We start from the raw sequence: 15,683 nt of genomic DNA, 5'->3' as shown, positions 1-15,683 counted from the left end.
TCCGAACGGACCGGGCCCCGCGCCGCGTTCAGCGCCAGTCGCGCGCCCGCAGCGGCATCCCCGAAGCGCCCGCCTCCGGCGTGCGGACGGCCAGCACCTGGTTGACGCCGATCCTGTTCCGCTCGAAGGACAGGGCCGACGCGGCCATGTAGAGCCGCCAGACGCGGGCGCGGCCCGCGGAGGTGAGGCGCACGGCCTCCGCCCAGTGCTCCTGCAGGTTGGCCACCCACTGGCGCAGCGTCAGGGCGTAGTGCTCGCGCAGCGCTTCCACGTCGCGGACCTCGAAGCCGGCCTCCTCCAGCTGGGCGACGGTCCGGCCGATGGGGGCGAGCTCCCCGTCGGGGAAGACGTAGCGGTCGATGAACTCGTCGACCTCGTACGCCTCCTCGTCCTTCAGGGGGCGGCGGGCGATCTGGTGGTTGAGCAGCCGGCCGCCGGGCTTGAGGAGGGCATGGATGTCGGCCGCGTACTCGGCGTAGCGGGCGGAGCCGACGTGCTCGGCCATGCCGATGGAGGAGACCGCGTCGAAGGGGCCGTCGGAGATCTCGCGGTAGTCCTGGACCCGGATCTCGATGCGGTCCGCCAGGCCGGCCTCGGCGATGCGCTTGCGGGCGTACGCGGCCTGCTCCTCGGAGAGGGTGATGCCGACGGCGCTCACCCCGTACTCGCGCGCCGCGTGGAGCACCATCGAGCCCCAGCCGCAGCCGACGTCGAGGAGGCGCTGACCGGGTCCGAGGGCGAGCTTGCGGCAGACGAGGTCGAGCTTGGCGCGCTGGGCCTCTTCGAGAGTGGACGCGCCGTCCTCGCCCGGCCCCCAGTACGCGCAGGAGTAGACCATCGAGGGGCCGAGGACGCGCTCGTAGAAGGCGTTGCCGACGTCGTAGTGGTGGCTGATGGACTGCTTGTCGCGGCGCAGGGTGTGCAGCGGGCCGCCGGTCCTGCGGGCCTCCTCGCGGGGCGGGCGGGGCGGCAGTCCGGGGCCGGCGAGCTTCACGAGCTCGCTCCCCGCGGCGCGCAGGCGCGGATCGCGCACCGCGGTCAGGAGGGCGGCGAGGCCGGAGCGGGGCGTGCCCTCACCGCGCTCCCAGAGGGAGCCGGCCAGCAGGTCGAGCGCCTCGTAGAGATCGCCCTCGACGTCGATGTCGCCCGCGACCCAGGCGCGGGCGAGGCCCAGCTCCCCCGGCTTCCACAGCAGCCGGCGCAGGGCGCGGCGGCGGCGGATCACCAGGACGGGCGTGCCCGGGGGGCCGTACTCGCTGCGGTCCCAGGCGCGGAGCCGGACCGGGAGCGGAGCTCCCAGCACCTCTTCCGCGAGCGCGGTGAGCCGTCGAGCGGCGTCGGCCATGTCGCACACACCTCCATGATGCAAGGTCAGGAGAAACGTTCAACTGACACCTAAACACCAAGGGCCCGTACGGTAGTCCCGTTCCGTCAGATTAGATCGACTGTGGGTGGCCGGACATACGGCAACGGCGCCCACCCCACGGATTGGTGGACGCCGTTGCCGACTGGTTGACCGCGGCCGGGCCGCGGGTACTGCTAGGAGGCCTTCGCCTTCTCCGTCTTGTCCGACGGGGCGGAGCCGGCCTTCGGCTGCGGGGCCGGCTTCGCGGCCTCGTAGAACTCCTCGCGCGGGTTCTCCATGGCGCGCAGGGAGACGACCTCTCGCTTGAGGAACATGCCGAGGGTCCAGTCCGCGAAGACGCGGATCTTACGGTTCCAGGTCGGCATGGCCATGCCGTGGTAGCCACGGTGCATGTACCAGGCGAGGCGGCCCTTGAGCTTGATCTTCATCTTGCCCATGACGATCATCGCCACGCCCTTGTGGAGGCCGAGGCCCGCCACCGCACCCTTGTTGGCGTGCTTGTACTCGGTCTGGGCGGCGCCGAAGCCGCGCATCGCCGAGATGACGTTGTCGCCGAGGACCTTGGCCTGGCGCAGCGCGTGCTGGGCGTTCGGCGGGCACCAGGCGTTCTCGTTGCCCGCGGCGCGGCCGACGAGGTCCGGCACCTGGGCGTTGTCGCCCGCGGCCCAGATGTAGTCGGTGCCGTTGACCTGGAGGGTCGGCAGGGTGTCGACGTGGCCGCGCGGGCCGAGCGGCAGGCCGAAGCGGGCCAGCGCCGGGTTGGGCTTGACGCCCGCGGTCCACACGATCGTGTTGGAGTCGACCTCGAGGCCGTTCTTCAGCACGACGTGGCCGTCGATGCAGGAGTCCATGGACGTCGAGAGGTGGATCTCGATGCCGCGGCTCTCCAGGTGCGCCTTGCCGTACGCGCCGAGCTTGGGGCCGACCTCGGGGAGGATCTTGTCGGCGGCGTCGACGAGGACGAACCGCATGTCCTCGCGCTTGACGTTCGGGTAGTACTTGGCGGCGTCGCGGGCCATGTCCTCGACCTCGCCGATGGTCTCCGCGCCCGCGAAGCCACCGCCGATGAAGACGAAGGTCAGCGCCTTGCGGCGGATCTCCTCGTCGGTCGTGGAGTCGGCCTTGTCCAGCTGCTCCAGGACGTGGTTGCGCAGGCCGATGGCCTCCTCGACGCCCTTCATGCCGATGCCGTTCTCGGCGAGGCCGGGGATCGGGAAGGTGCGGGAGACGGCGCCGAGCGTGACGATCAGGTAGTCGAAGGGCAGCTCGTACGCCTCGCCGACGAGGGGGGCGACGGTGGCAACCTTGCGGTCCTGGTCGATGGTGGTGACGCGGCCGGTGAGGACCTCCGCCTTGGGGAGCACGCGTCGCAGCGGCACCACGACGTGGCGGGGGGAGATGCTGCCGGCAGCTGCTTCGGGCAGGAAGGGCTGGTAGGTCATGTACGAACGCGGGTCGACGACCGTGACGGTCGCCTCGCCGTACCGCATCTTCTTGAGGATGCGGCGCGCCGCGTACAGGCCGACGTACCCACCGCCTACTACGAGGATCCGTGGACGCTCCGTGGTGCTCATGATTCGAGTATCCAGCACTCTGCGCAGGGGTGCTCGTGCGCCCCTTCACAAGGGTTCGGGGGGTATCTGCTACACTCCGCCGCCACCGTGACCCATGCCATACGCCCGCAAGGGAACCACTCGGCCGGTCAGAGCGTTGGGAACCCCTGCTGAACTGGCCTTGCGGGCCGCGAGAGGACTAGACCACTGCCTCGCGGGCGGTCGCATAAGCGTCCCTTTAACCCGCCCGAAACCGGACGGTATCCCGCCGCGGGAGCCTCCAGGGGTCCCGGAAGGGCCCAATGGACCCCTTCGCGCCGCCAACGCTCCCTTTTTTCATGTGAAGGATTTCACGAACTTTTCCCCGGAGGCCCCCGGAGGGGCCGTCACGGGACGCCTTCTCAGGCGACGGACCAGGCGATTCCGTCCAGAATGTCGTGTTCGCTCACGACGACCTCATGGGCGCCCACGCGCTCCATGACGGCCTGCAGGACGAGCGCTCCGGCGGCGATCACATCGACCCTGCCGGGGTGCATCACGGGGATCGCCGCGCGCTCCTCGTGCGTCGAGGCGAGCAGCCGGCCGGTGATCTCCCGGACCTGCTCCAGCGAGATCCGCGCGTGGTGGATCCGCGTCCAGTCGTAGTCGGTCAGCCCCAGTGCGATCGCCGCGACTGTGGTCACCGAACCCGCGAGGCCGACGAGCGTGCGAGCCTCTTCCAGGGGGACGGTCTCCTCGGCCAGGTCCAGCGCGGCCTCGACGTCCTCGCGTATCGCGGCGATGCGCTCGGGCGTCGGCGGGTCCACCACCACGCCGTCCTCGACGAGATGACGCTCGGTCATGCGCACGCAGCCGACGTCGACGCTGCGCGCCGCCCGCACGTGGTCCTCGCCGACGACGAACTCCGTGGAGCCGCCGCCGATGTCCACGACCAGGAACGGCTTCGCGAGGTCCGCGCGGCCGGCCAGTTCCTTGGTGGCGCCGGTGAAGGAGAACTCGGCCTCCTGGTCACCGCTGATCACCTCGGGCTCCACGCCCAGGATCTCCACGACGCCGCGCACGAAGTCCTCGCGGTTCTCGGCGTCCCGCGAGGCGGAGGTGGCGACGAAGCGCACCCGCTCGGCCTTCAGCTCGCGGATGACCTCCGCGAACTCCCGGCAGGCCGCGAACGTCCGCTCCAGCGCCTCGTCCGCGAGCCGGCCCGTGCGGTCCACGCCCTGGCCCAGGCGGACGATCGTCATCCGGCGGTCGAGCTCGGTGAACGCACCGGTCGCGGCGTCGAGATCGGCGACGAGCAGGCGGATCGAGTTGGTGCCGCAGTCGACGGCCGCGACGCGGGTCACTGCTCGTCACCCCCGGCCGGAGCGGCGCACGGCGTCACGCACGGGCCCTTGGCCCACCACTCGGGCAGCAGCGCCAGCGCCTCGTCGCCGAACGGGTTCACCCCGGGGCCCGCGACCAGCGAGTGACCCACCAGCACGTGCAGGCACTTGACGCGGTCGGGCATGCCGCCGGCGCTCGGGAAGCCCTCCAGGACCTCGATCGCGTCGCGGCGCCGGAGGTAGTCCTCGTGCGCGGCGCGGTAGGCGGCGGCCAGCTCGGGGTCCGTCGCCAGCCGGTCCTGCATCTCCTTCATCAGACCCGAGCCCTCCAGCGTGCCGATCGCGGAGGCGGCGCGCGGGCAGGTCAGGTAGTACGTGGTCGGGAACGGCGTGCCGTCCGGCAGCCGGGGGGCCGTCTCGACCACGTCGGGGTTGCCGCAGGGACAGCGGTGCGCGATGGCGCGCAGTCCGCGCGGCGGGCGGCCCAGCTGCTCCTTGAACGCCTCGATGTCGGCGGCGGTGGGCTCGGTGGACTCGGTCTGGGGCGGAGGGGTTTCCATGTGTCGCTCGTGCTCGTCTTCGCTCGGTGGTGTGAGGGGATGCGGGTCAGCGCGGGTTGTCGGCGGTGTCCACGCCGTCCCAGAGGTTGCTGTACCAGGGGCGGTCGGCGGTGCCCTGGTCCCGGGGCCGCCGGGCGGTGCCGCTGCCGTCGACCACGCTGTAGCCCGTCTCGCCGGGGCGCAGGTAGTGCAGGTGCTCGCGCGCCTGCTGCTCGACGTACGCCGGGTCCTCCAGGCGCGCCTTCTCGTCCTGCAGCCGCTGCACCTGCTCGCGGGCGCGCTCGGACTGGCGGCGCTGGTCGGCGATGTCGGAGCGCTGGGTGACCCACTGGCGCATGGGGTAGGCGAGGGCGACGACCAGCGAGCACACGACGAGCGCCAGCAGCGCCGCGCGGCCGGTGAGCCGGCTGCGGCGCGGGCCCCGGGCGCGGTAGACGCGGGCCGTGGAGCCCTGGACGAGCACCGAGCCGAGTGCCCTGAGCCTGGTCGCGGTGGAGCGGTCCGCCGCCACTTCGCCTCCCCGAGGTCCTGGTCGCCCGCAGCCTCGCTACGAACGTACGTCCCCGGCCACGGTACGGGACCGTGGCCGGGGACGGGGTGAGGCTGCGGTTCTGAGGCCGTGTCAGCCCCGGTGGGCGGCGGCCCTTGCGGCTCCTACTGGTTCGCGGAGCGGAACCGCGGGAAGGCGCTGCGGCCGGCGTAGACCGCGGCGTCGTCCAGGATCTCCTCGATGCGGAGGAGCTGGTTGTACTTGGCGACGCGCTCGGAGCGGGCCGGGGCACCGGTCTTGATCTGGCCGCAGTTGGTGGCGACGGCCAGGTCGGCGATGGTGACGTCCTCGGTCTCGCCGGAGCGGTGCGACATCATGCACTTGAAGCCGTTGCGCTGGGCCAGCTCGACGGCGTCGAGGGTCTCGGTGAGCGAGCCGATCTGGTTGACCTTGACCAGCAGGGCGTTGGCGGCGCCCTCCTCGATGCCGCGGCCGAGGCGCTCGGGGTTGGTGACGAACAGGTCGTCACCGACGAGCTGGACCTTGTCGCCGAGCTTCTCGGTGATGGTCTTCCAGCCGTCCCAGTCGTCCTCGAACAGCGGGTCCTCGATGGAGACCAGCGGGTACGCCTCGACGAGCTCGGCGTAGTACTCGGTCATCTCGGCGGCCGAGCGGTCCTGGCCCTCGAACTTGTAGACGCCGTCCTTGTAGAACTCGGAGGCGGCGACGTCGAGCGCGAGCGCGATGTCCTGGCCGGGGGTGTAGCCGGCCTGCTTGACGGCCTCGAGGATGAGGTCGAGGGCCTCGCGGTTGGAGCCGAGGTTCGGGGCGAAGCCGCCCTCGTCGCCCAGGCCGGTGGACAGGCCCTTGGCCTTCAGCACGGCCTTGAGGGTGTGGTAGACCTCGGTGCCCCAGCGCAGGGCCTCGGAGAAGGACTCCGCGCCGATCGGCGCGATCATGAACTCCTGGATGTCCACGTTGGAGTCGGCGTGCGAGCCGCCGTTCAGGATGTTCATCATCGGAACGGGCAGCAGGTGCGCGTTCGGGCCGCCCAGGTAGCGGAAGAGCGGCAGGTCGGACGCCTCGGAGGCGGCGTGCGCGACGGCCAGGGAGACGCCCAGGATGGCGTTGGCGCCGAGCGAGCCCTTGTTGTCGGTGGCGTCCAGGTCGAACATGGCCTGGTCGATCAGGCGCTGCTCGGTGGCGTCGTAGCCGACGAGCTCCGGGCCGATCTGCTCGATGACGGCCAGGACGGCCTTCTCGACGCCCTTGCCCATGTAACGGTTCTTGTCACCGTCACGGAGCTCGATGGCCTCGAAGGCGCCGGTGGAGGCGCCGGACGGCACGGCGGCACGGCCCGTGGAGCCGTCGTCGAGGCCGACCTCGACCTCGACCGTGGGGTTGCCTCGCGAGTCGAGGATCTCGCGAGCTACGACGACGTCGATGGACGGCACGAGGGTCTCCTTCGTGTGTGTCTGAGGTTCTGCAGCACGAGCCTAACGGGCGCCGGAGGCTCGGCTCGCCGTTGGACCGTGTTTCCGGGATGAGAAATCCGAAAAAGCAGCAAAACCATCACAAACGCTGAGATCACCGTACGAGTGATGAATTGTCCGGAAAACGGCAAAGAAAGGCGGCCCACTCGCGTGGGCCGCCCCCGTCAGCTCGGTCAGCTGAGGTGCAGCTTCTGGCCGACGAAGATCACGTCGGCGTCCTGGACGACGTCCTTGTTGCGGTCGTACAGCTTCTGCCAGCCGCCCTTGACGTTCTTGGCCTCGGCGATCTTGGAGAGGGTGTCGCCCTCCTTGACCTCGTACTCGCCGTCACCGACCTTGTAGGACTGCGGAGCGGTGTGCTTCGGCGCGGCCTGCTTCGGGGCCGGGGTCTCGTCCTGCTCGGCGGCCTGCGGGGCGGTGTGCTTCGGCGCGGCCTTCTTCGGCGCGGCCTGGCGCTCGCTGCGGTCCGCGTGCGACTTGCCCGACACCGAGCCGCCGGAGCGGGAGGACTTGGTGTGGGAGCCCGAACCCGGGTCGACGTCGGCCTTCGCGCCGCCGGACGACAGGTTGCCGGCACCGGCGCAGCCCCAGGCGCCCGGGCCCTGCATGGCCAGCAGCCGCTCGGCCACGGCGATCTGGGCGCCCTTGGAGGCGTGGTCGGCGCGGTCGGCGTACTTCTGGCCGCCGGCGGCGTTCCAGGAGGACTGCGAGAACTGCAGGCCGCCGTAGTAGCCGTTGCCGGTGTTGATGGCCCAGTTGCCACCCGACTCGCACTCGGCGACCTTGTCCCACGTCGAGACGGACGCGGCGTTGGCGGAGGTGGCGACCATCAGCGGGGCGGCAACGGCTGCGCCGGTCACACCGGCGAGCGTGATGATTCGAGCGGCCTTGGACGGACGACGGTGCTTGCCCTTGGACATGAGTCGTTTCCTCACCGACGCCTACGAGGTGAGCTGTCGGGTTCGGGCTGTGAGTTCGCCCGGCTTCGCGTGCCTGCTCTGCGAGCACGCTCGGCTTCACCCCTAGCCGGTCCCGGACCCGCGGCCTTCGGCCGAGGAGCCGTTTCCGGCGCCTACCTTGGTTCCCCCGCTCCTGCCTACGGCGCTTGCGCGACGACTCCACCGGCCGTCGGCAGGATTCGGCGTGACGACCGTGGTGCTCGCGGTGGCGAGCGGTCACGACGGTAAACACAGTCGCGGCATGGGTTCAAACCCCTCTTTCCAGCCACAGTTGCCCCTTGTTACCCAGGGAAACATGATGTTTCCGCAGGTAGAAGGGGGTTTGCCAAGTTGGGGAAGGCGGCATTCCGCCAACTGGCAAAGAGACCCATGTCTCACTTTCGACTGGAACGGACATTCGCCGCGAACTACCGGTCTATTTACCGACCTCAAGCCTCTGACCAGGACGGATCAGGTCAGGATCGGATCCGACCACTTTCTCATTGCGGTGGTAGAGGGACTGCCAACCACCGTTGACCGCTTGCTGTTCGGCGATGACTGACAAGTTGTCACCGGGACGCACGGTGTAGCCGGTGGCCGTGGGACTACCGGTGCGGCCCTCGCCGCCGCCGCGCGATGAACGACCGTCGTCCGAACGTGACGGGTCGGCACGATGCTTGCCCGTACCGGCTTCCACGCCGTCCGACGCCTGCCCCGCCGCCGAACCGGAACCGTCCGGAGTGCCCTGGGACGGCGTCGCGGGAGTCGTGGGGATCGAGGTCGGGTCGTCCGAGGGGGACGAGGAGGGCTTGCGGTGGCGGCCTTCCTGAGTATCGCCCGACGCGTCGTCACCGGGCTTGTCGCTCGGTCCAGTGGTTCCCGGAGCACTCGGCGAGGCGTCGTGCGACGGGCTGCCGGACGGCTTGCCGGAGGGGCTGCCCGACGGCCGGTCCGGCGTGGGCTTGCCGGACGACGGCTGAGCGGAAGGCTCCGCCGACGGCTTCCCGGACTGCGAGGGGGCCGTGGAGGGCTTCTCCGGCTTGGAGGGCTCGCGCGGCTCGGACGGCGTGGAGGGCGAAGTGGTGCGCTCCGGGGCGCGCGATGGCGTCGAGTCGCTCGCGGGGGCGTGTGTGCCGCCGGGGTTGACCTCCGCCGGGGCACCGTCCGAGGTGAGGCCTCCGATCGACGCACAGCTCGACCAGGTGCCGGTGCCCTTGGTCTCGAGGATCTGCTCGGCAACGGCGATCTGCTGCGCACGGCTGGCGAGGTCGGGCCGGGGCGCGTACTCCCGGCCGCCGTAGCGCTCCCAGAGGTCCTGGGTCAGCTGCAGTCCCCCGTAGGACCCGTTGCCGGAGTCGGCGCTCCACAGGCCTCCGCTCTCGCACTGGGCCACGCGGTCCCAGGTGCCGGCGTCGGCGGCGTTCGCACCGGTTGCCGCGAGCAGCGGCATGGCGATTCCGGAGGCGGTCACCCCTGCGGCGACCACGATGGCGGGTATCTGACGGGGGCGGCGATGTCGGCCGTTTCCGGGTCTCATGGGCGGTTGCCTCTCGTGTGGCGTCGGAATGGTGGTTGAAGATAGCGACGCCTCACCGGAGTCACAAGCCGGTGTAGCGGAGGTCACGCCGAGGTCACGCGGGCTGACGAGAGGTCAGGCGGACCCGGATTCGGGGTGGTTTGCACCGTGGTAAGGAACGGCGTTTGTGCCCGGTTTGCCGGTGGGCCCGGCCTCGCCGCCGGCCTCCGGGGTGAACGTCACCGGCAGGGTGCGCAGGCCGCGCATGATGAGCCCGCCGCGCCAGCGCAGGTCCTCCGGTCCGGCACCCAGTTGCAGGTCCGGGAGGCGCCGCAGGAGGGTCGCGAGGGCGGTCCGGCCCTCCAGGCGGGCGAGGGGGGCGCCGAGGCAGTAGTGGATGCCGTGGCCGTAGCCGAGGTGCTGGTTGTCGCGCCGGGAGAGGTCGAGGGTGTCGGGGTCGGCGAACCGCCCGGGGTCGCGGTCGGCGGCCGCGAGGACGACGAGGACGGGGTCGCCCTCGGCGATGCGCTGCCCGCCGAGGGTGAGGTCCCGGGTGGCGAACCGCCAGGTCGCCAGCTCCACCGGGCCGTCGTAGCGGAGCAGTTCCTCGATGCCGGTGGCGAGCAGGGTCTCGTCGCCCTCGGCGAGGGCGCGCTGGAGGCGCTCGCGCTGCCCGGGATGGCGCAGCAGCGCGTAGGTTCCGTTACCGATCAGGTTCACAGTTGTTTCAAAACCGGCGAACAAGAGGATGAAGGCCATGGCGGCGGCCTCGTTCTCGGTGAGGTGCTCGCCGTGGTCGCTTGCCCTGATCAGTCCCGAAATGAGGTCCTCGCCGAGACCGAGGTCCTCCCGCTTCCGGTGGATGAGCTCCGCGAGGTAGGTCCGCATCTTCTTGACGGACCGGGCCACCCCGCCGCGGGGGCCGCCGCCGTGGCGGATCATCATCCCGGCCCAGTCGCGGAAGTCGTCCTGGTCCTCGGGCGGGACGCCGAGCATGTCGCAGATCGCGTAGATGGGGAGAGGGAACGCGAACTCGTGGATGAGGTCCGCCTCCCCCTTGCCCGCGAACCCGTCGATCAGCCGGTCCGTCAGCTCCTGCACCCGCGGGGCGAACTCGGCGACGCGGCCCGGGGTGAACGCCTTCGAGACGAGGCGGCGCAGCCGGGTGTGGTCCGGCGGGTCGATGTTGAGCAGGTGCGTCATCAGGTTGGCGCTGCGCTCGCCCGGGATGCCGACCTTGCCCTTGCCGTGGGCCGCCTCGGAGTGGTGCACGGGGTTCTTCGACAGGCGCTGGTCGGCGAGCGCCTGGCGGGCGTCGGCATACCGGGTGACCAGCCAGGCCTCCACGCCGCTGGGCAGGGTGGTGCGGTGCACGGGGGCGTGCTCGCGCAGCCAGGCGTAGGCGGGGTAGGGGTCGGCGGCGAACTCCCACGTGAAGAGGGGAGGGCAGGGCGGGGCGTCGTTCTTGTCGTTCGCGTCGTGCACCCCTTGACGCTACTAGTGGTGACCGGGGCCGCCACTGCCGAAGCCGCCGCTGCCGCCGGGGTTCCACTTCTTGCGCTCCTCGGGGAGCTCCTCGGGGTGGCTGCCGGGGTTGTGGATCTCGTGCGGCAGCACCCGCTCGCCGTTCGCCTCGGGGTGCAGTTCGTCCGCCTCGCGGTGCTCGGTGACGTACCCGACCTTGTTCTCCTCGTCGTCGTTGTGGCCCGGGCCGTGGTCGGGCGACGTGGGCCCGGTCTCGTGCTCCTCCCGGGTCTGCCAGGCGCCCTGCCTGCGCTGGGGCTGGGAGGGCGGGGGCGGTTCCTCGTCGCGCTTCCGGAAGCCCTTGACCACGGCCACGATCAGCAGGGCGACGACGAAGAGGCCGACGATGAACTGGATGATCCCGCCGGCCCAGTGCGGGGCGGCGAGGTCGGCGAGGTGTGCGTACTGAATGCGCATGACCTTCCGGGTACCCGCCCGTCGCCCGGACAAGACGGTCCGTAGGCCGAACGGGTGCCCGAGTCGGGGGGCGGTTTCGGCACATGCATACTTGCGTTCGACTTTTTGGTCTTTTTGATCTCTCCTCTAAGGAAACCCTGTGCACGTTCGCCCCCGCCGGACCGCTCTCGTGGCCCTGGCCGCCTCGTCGCTGCTGCTCCTGACCGCCTGCGACGGCGGCGCCGGCTCCGCCTCCGGGGCGGACAAGCCCTCGGGTTCCGGCGGCGCGAAGGACAAGAAGGACAAGGGCGCGGCCGCCGCGCCCGCCTCCATCACCGCCGACCAGGCCCAGCAGGCGCTCGTCGCCCTCACGGACCTGCCGGCCGGCTGGAAGCTGGAGCCGAACACGGGCCTGGACAAGTCGCAGGGCGGCGACGAGGAGATCAAGAGCCCTTCCAAGCCCGAGTGCGCGCCGATCACGAACGTCCTCAACACGGGCCGGCTGGAGGAGGACCACAAGGCCAACGCCCAGGTCGTCTTCACCAAGAAGGGCGACCAGACGACCGTCGCCCAGGACGTCAGCGGCTACGAGCGGGCGCAGGCCGAAAAGGCCATGGCCGGGCTGCGGACCGCGGTCGAGAAGTGCGCGGTCTTCAGCGCCCAGGACAGCGGCAAGAAGGCCACGGTGAAGGTGAAGAAGCCGGCCGGGCAGCGGCCGGCGTACGGCGACGAGACGGTCACCTACGCCGTCACCGTCGTCACGGGCGACATGCAGATGGACTTCGACCTCGGCACGGTGCGCAGCCACGGGGCGGTCACGACGGTCCTGAACAACTACAGCGACCACGGCGACCGCGGCAAGGCCGCCTTCGACAAGGCCCTCGCCAAGGCCGCCGAAAAGCTCACGGCCGCGGCCGCGAAGACGGCCTGACCCGCCGCGGCCGGGAGATACGCGGAGAGGCTGCTTAGAAACCCTCCGCCGCGCGGATCGCGTCGCGGTACGTGCGGGCCGCCGCGCGGAGGGCCGTTTCCGGGTCCGTGCCGGAGGCCTCCGCCCGTACGGCCAGGGCAAGCAGTTCATAGCCGATGCCGTCGCCCGCGGGGACGGTGACGTCCAGGCCCTGCGAGCGCACGCGGGAGGCCAGCTTCGCCGCGAGGGCGAGCGCCGGCTGGCCGATGGGAACGCCGTCGGTCACCGACCCGCGCCCCTTCTCCTCCGCCTTCGTCCGCATCCAGTGCTCCCGCACCTCCTCCGGCGTCTCCGCGGACTCCTCGCCGAAGACGTGCGGGTGCCGGTGAATGAGCTTGTCGACGATCGTCCCGGCGACGTCGTCGACGGAGAACGGCTCGTCGGGGTCGTCCTGCGCGATCCGCGCGTGGAAGACGACCTGCAGCAGCACGTCGCCCAGCTCCTCCCGCAGCGCCTCGCGGTCCCCGGTTTCGATGGCCTCAAGGAGCTCGTACGTCTCTTCCAGCGCGTACTTCGCGAGGTCCTCGTGCGTGCGGATCCCGCTCCACGGGCAGGCGACCCGGATCCGGTCCATGACCTGCACCAGGTCGAGCAGCCGCGCGCCGGGCAGGTCGTACGAACCGGGCAGCAGCTCCAGCGCCGGCATCGTCTCGCGGCCGGAGCCGGCGAGCCGGGCGAGCCCGTCGGTGAGCGCGGACTCGCCCTCGGCGGAGGTGAGGACGACGGCGCTGCGCCGCCCGCTCTGGCAGAAGCCGACCAGCTCACGGGCCGTGGCCGAGCCGTGCTCGACCTCGATGCCGGCCTCCCGCAGATACGGCAGCTGCGGGTGGCCGGCGTCGGCGCACAGCACCCGGTCGGCGGCGCGGAGCGCCTGCCACGCGGGCCAGGACAGCAGCCCCGGGGCGACCCGGTGGCTGGTGGTGAGCAGGACGATGCGGCCCGGTGCGGAGTCGGCGGAGTCGTTCACACCGCCGAGCCTAGGCGACCGGCCCGCGCGCGGCTCACGCCGGGCGCGCGATCCCGCCGGGCTCCGCGGGCCGCAGCCACGGCTCCAGCGCGGACTGGGCGGTTCCGCGCTTGCCGTCCCACACGCCGTAGCGCGGGTTCACGTCGACGTGCAGCGCGTCGGAGGTGCGCATCAGGATCTCGTTCGTCCGGGCGGTGCCGAACTTGCCGTCCAGCTTGGAGCGCACCAAGTCCATGGCGAGGGCCTGGTCGATCTGGTCCGGCGCGATGCCGAGGGCGAGGAACCGGGCGCGCACCGCCTCGGCCCCTCCGTTGGCCGCCTCGACGTCGGCTCGCTGCCGCTGCAGCTCGCGCCGCGTGACCTCGACGCCGTTGTCCTTGCCGGCCTTCTCCACGATGCGGTACTGGATGAGGCGGACCAGCGTGTCCTGGCCGAGCCGGGCGCTGTTCGCCGTGAGCTGCTCCCCCTGCGGCGAGGACCGCTGCGCGTCGCGGACGTCCGCGACCTGGCGCTGCAGCTGGGAGACGGTGATCCGGTCACCGCCCACGACGGCCGCGGCGCCCGGATGGGCGGTCTGGCCGCAGGCGGTCAGGAGCGGGGCTGCCGCGAGCAGCGCGGCGGAGGTGACGGAGAGCGCGGTCCTTCGGCGGATCATGAAGCCTCCCGGCGGCGGTCGTGCGACGGTGATCGACCTGCGGTGATCGATGGTAGGGAGTCCGGGTGGCCCGGGCCACCGATTCGACCAACGATTCGCGGGGCGCCGGGATGTGCGGAACGGCGCGGGGGCGGGAGGACCGGGCCGAACGCCGGGGTGGTGGACAGCCGGACGCCGAACGGCCGCCCACCGGACAGCCGCGCGCCGGAGGGCGGGGGGCCGGGCGCCGGACGCCGGGGTGCCGGACGGCCGGGAGCCGTAGCGCGGGCTCTGAACGGCGGGGTGCTGAGAGAAGAACGACAGGTTCCGGCCGAACCACCCGGCGAGACCACTCGTCTCTCGGAAAGGGGGCCGGGCGCCGGCGAGGCTCCGCGTATCTTTTCCGACTGTCATCCCTCAGTCATCCCACCGTCCCCGGAACGAAGGACTCCCCCATGGACTCGGCCGCCGCCACCGCTCCGGCCCCGGGCGGGCCCGCGGCCGAGGCAGCAGCGCCCGGCCCGCGGGCCCGCGCCGCGGCCCTGCGTGCCCCGCGCTGGGACCCCTACTGGCTCGCGGGCGCCCTCCTCGTCCTCTACACCACGCTGTCCCTGTGCCGGCACCGCCGCATGCTGACCATGTCCTGGGACCTCGGCATCTTCGAGCAGGCCGTCCGCGGCTACGCCCACCTCCGGGCGCCGATAGCCGACCTCAAGGGGCCGGGCACGAACATCCTCGGCGACCACTTCAGCCCGGTCACCGCCCTCCTCGCGCCCCTCTACCGGCTCTTCCCCTCCCCGGTCACCCTGCTCGTGGCCCAGGCCGTGCTCTTCGCCCTGTCCGCGATACCGGTCGCCCGGCTCGCCGCCGGGCTGCTCGGCCGCAAGCGCGGGCTGGCCGTCGGCATCGCCTACGGCCTGTCGTGGGGCGTCCAGCGCGCGGTCGACTTCGACTTCCACGAGATCGCCTTCGCGATGCCGCTGCTCGCCTTCTCCCTCGAAGCGGTGGTGCGCGGGCGCTGGCGGGCCGCGGTCCTGTGGGCCGTGCCCCTGGTCCTGGTCAAGGAGGACCTCGGCATCACGGCGGCCGCGATCGGCGTGATCGTCCTGATCCGGCTGCGCGGCGCGAAGGCCCGCGGCGAGGGCGTCCCCCAGGGGGCGGCCCCGCTGGCCACCGGGCTGACCGTCTTCGGCCTGGCCGCCGCCGCGATCACCTTCGGGCTGATCATCCCCGGTTTCAACACCGGCGGCGCCTACGACTACTGGGACAAGCTCGACGGCGGCGCGGGCCCCTCCCCCACGATCCCCGCCGACACGGCGGTCCGCACGCTGCTGTGGATCCTGCTGCCCACCACCGGCCTGCTGGCGCTGCGCTCGCCCGTCCTGATCGCCGCCCTGCCGACGCTGGCGTGGCGGTTCGCCTCCCACGACGACCACTACTGGGGCACGGACTGGCACTACAACGCCGTCCTGATGCCGGTCGTGATGATCGCGCTCACCGACGCCGTGGCCCGGGCCCGCGACAGCCGCCGGCCGCTGCTGCGCTCGTACGCGCACCACCTGCCCGGCGCCGTGCTCGCCGCGTCCCTCGCCCTGACGGCGTCCCTTCCCCTCTACTCCCTGACCGAGGCCGCCACGTACCGCGTCCCGGAGTCCGTCCGCGCGACGGAACGGCTCCTGGACCGGATACCCGACGGGGCGAGCGTCGAGGCCGACATCGTCCCCATAAGCCGCCTCGCCGGCCGGTGCCGGGTCTTCTGGATCGGCGACACGCGGGGCATCGCACCGGACTACATAGCCATGCACCTGGCGGACGGCAAGGGCCCCGAGGACCTCGTCGCGGACGGCGAGCGGATGCACCCGGGCGTGCGGTACCTGCTCCTGGGGAACGAGGGGGGCTACGCGGTGCTGAAGAAGTCGGAGGCGGCCCCTCCCGCCTCCTAGTTCTCCCGCTG

The 15,683-nt window shown here is 71.7% G+C and carries 14 protein-coding genes and 1 riboswitch; of the genes, 2 read left to right on the top strand and 12 right to left on the bottom strand.

The features are described from left to right. Positions 1 to 28: 28 nt before the first annotated feature. The 10 genes from ACFZCD_RS29690 to ACFZCD_RS29645 form a co-directional block, all read right to left on the bottom strand. Positions 29 to 1,345, bottom strand: coding sequence for a class I SAM-dependent methyltransferase (locus ACFZCD_RS29690; RefSeq protein ID WP_391836135.1), 1,317 nt, complete (start codon positions 1,343 to 1,345; stop codon positions 29 to 31). 194 nt (positions 1,346 to 1,539) lie between these two features. Continuing rightward, the gene (locus ACFZCD_RS29685) at positions 1,540 to 2,940 is read right to left on the bottom strand and encodes an NAD(P)/FAD-dependent oxidoreductase (RefSeq protein WP_391836134.1); all 1,401 of its coding nucleotides are present in this window, start codon (positions 2,938 to 2,940) and stop codon (positions 1,540 to 1,542) included. Positions 2,941 to 3,320: 380 nt separating this feature from the next. Continuing rightward, on the bottom strand, positions 3,321 to 4,262 hold the full coding sequence (locus ACFZCD_RS29680) for an exopolyphosphatase (protein ID WP_391836133.1): 942 nt from the start codon (positions 4,260 to 4,262) through the stop codon (positions 3,321 to 3,323). Continuing rightward, positions 4,259 to 4,801 (bottom strand): DUF501 domain-containing protein, encoded by a 543-nt coding sequence (locus ACFZCD_RS29675; RefSeq protein ID WP_391836132.1) that lies wholly within the window; start codon positions 4,799 to 4,801, stop codon positions 4,259 to 4,261. Before ACFZCD_RS29675 ends, ACFZCD_RS29680 begins: the two co-directional genes overlap by 4 nt. A 46-nt stretch (positions 4,802 to 4,847) precedes the next feature. Beyond that, a complete protein-coding gene (locus ACFZCD_RS29670; RefSeq protein WP_391836131.1) occupies positions 4,848 to 5,312 on the bottom strand; it encodes a septum formation initiator family protein in 465 nt (154 codons plus the stop codon). A gap of 143 nt (positions 5,313 to 5,455) precedes the next feature. Then, complete coding sequence (eno, locus tag ACFZCD_RS29665; RefSeq protein ID WP_391836130.1) at positions 5,456 to 6,745, bottom strand: phosphopyruvate hydratase; 1,290 nt, start codon at positions 6,743 to 6,745, stop codon at positions 5,456 to 5,458. A 212-nt stretch (positions 6,746 to 6,957) separates the two neighbouring features. Further along, positions 6,958 to 7,704: a transglycosylase family protein gene (locus ACFZCD_RS29660; protein ID WP_391836129.1), complete on the bottom strand. Its 747-nt coding sequence runs from the start codon at positions 7,702 to 7,704 to the stop codon at positions 6,958 to 6,960. A 3-nt stretch (positions 7,705 to 7,707) separates the two neighbouring features. Then, positions 7,708 to 7,898, bottom strand: a riboswitch (cyclic di-AMP (ydaO/yuaA leader). A 260-nt stretch (positions 7,899 to 8,158) separates the two neighbouring features. Continuing rightward, on the bottom strand, positions 8,159 to 9,208 hold the full coding sequence (locus ACFZCD_RS29655) for a transglycosylase family protein (RefSeq protein ID WP_391836128.1): 1,050 nt from the start codon (positions 9,206 to 9,208) through the stop codon (positions 8,159 to 8,161). A gap of 165 nt (positions 9,209 to 9,373) precedes the next feature. Beyond that, entirely contained in the window at positions 9,374 to 10,723 is a 1,350-nt protein-coding gene (locus ACFZCD_RS29650) for a cytochrome P450 (RefSeq protein WP_391836127.1), read from the bottom strand. A 12-nt stretch (positions 10,724 to 10,735) separates the two neighbouring features. After that, positions 10,736 to 11,179, bottom strand: a complete 444-nt coding sequence (locus ACFZCD_RS29645; protein WP_391836126.1) for a DUF6479 family protein — start codon at positions 11,177 to 11,179, stop codon at positions 10,736 to 10,738. 139 nt (positions 11,180 to 11,318) lie between these two features. Between ACFZCD_RS29645 and ACFZCD_RS29640 the strand changes: the two genes are divergently transcribed. Further along, positions 11,319 to 12,089, top strand: a complete 771-nt coding sequence (locus ACFZCD_RS29640; RefSeq protein ID WP_391836125.1) for a hypothetical protein — start codon at positions 11,319 to 11,321, stop codon at positions 12,087 to 12,089. A gap of 34 nt (positions 12,090 to 12,123) precedes the next feature. Here ACFZCD_RS29640 and ACFZCD_RS29635 read toward each other — a convergent pair whose 3' ends face one another. Further along, on the bottom strand, positions 12,124 to 13,095 hold the full coding sequence (locus ACFZCD_RS29635) for a nucleoside triphosphate pyrophosphohydrolase (RefSeq protein ID WP_391836124.1): 972 nt from the start codon (positions 13,093 to 13,095) through the stop codon (positions 12,124 to 12,126). A 34-nt stretch (positions 13,096 to 13,129) separates the two neighbouring features. Continuing rightward, entirely contained in the window at positions 13,130 to 13,750 is a 621-nt protein-coding gene (locus ACFZCD_RS29630) for a SurA N-terminal domain-containing protein (protein ID WP_391836123.1), read from the bottom strand. A 434-nt stretch (positions 13,751 to 14,184) separates the two neighbouring features. On the opposite strand from ACFZCD_RS29630, the gene ACFZCD_RS29625 reads away from it, so the two are divergent. Further along, on the top strand, positions 14,185 to 15,672 hold the full coding sequence (locus ACFZCD_RS29625) for a DUF2079 domain-containing protein (protein ID WP_391836122.1): 1,488 nt from the start codon (positions 14,185 to 14,187) through the stop codon (positions 15,670 to 15,672). The last annotated feature ends 11 nt before the right edge of the window (positions 15,673 to 15,683 follow it).

The sequence above is a fragment of the Streptomyces sp. NPDC008001 genome, from assembly GCF_042958085.1.
Classification (GTDB): Bacteria; Actinomycetota; Actinomycetes; order Streptomycetales; family Streptomycetaceae; genus Streptomyces.
Note: the sequence above shows the minus strand (reverse complement) of the source record. Positions and strands in the feature narration are given on the sequence as shown.

Coding starts and splice junctions, on each gene's coding strand:
- ACFZCD_RS29630 (WP_391836123.1), bottom strand. CDS start 13,750: ATGATCCGCCGAAGGACCGCGCTCTCCGTCACCTCCGCCGCGCTGCTC.
- ACFZCD_RS29675 (WP_391836132.1), bottom strand. CDS start 4,801: ATGGAAACCCCTCCGCCCCAGACCGAGTCCACCGAGCCCACCGCCGCC.
- ACFZCD_RS29690 (WP_391836135.1), bottom strand. CDS start 1,345: ATGGCCGACGCCGCTCGACGGCTCACCGCGCTCGCGGAAGAGGTGCTG.
- ACFZCD_RS29625 (WP_391836122.1), top strand. CDS start 14,185: ATGGACTCGGCCGCCGCCACCGCTCCGGCCCCGGGCGGGCCCGCGGCC.
- ACFZCD_RS29685 (WP_391836134.1), bottom strand. CDS start 2,940: ATGAGCACCACGGAGCGTCCACGGATCCTCGTAGTAGGCGGTGGGTAC.
- ACFZCD_RS29645 (WP_391836126.1), bottom strand. CDS start 11,179: ATGCGCATTCAGTACGCACACCTCGCCGACCTCGCCGCCCCGCACTGG.
- ACFZCD_RS29660 (WP_391836129.1), bottom strand. CDS start 7,704: ATGTCCAAGGGCAAGCACCGTCGTCCGTCCAAGGCCGCTCGAATCATC.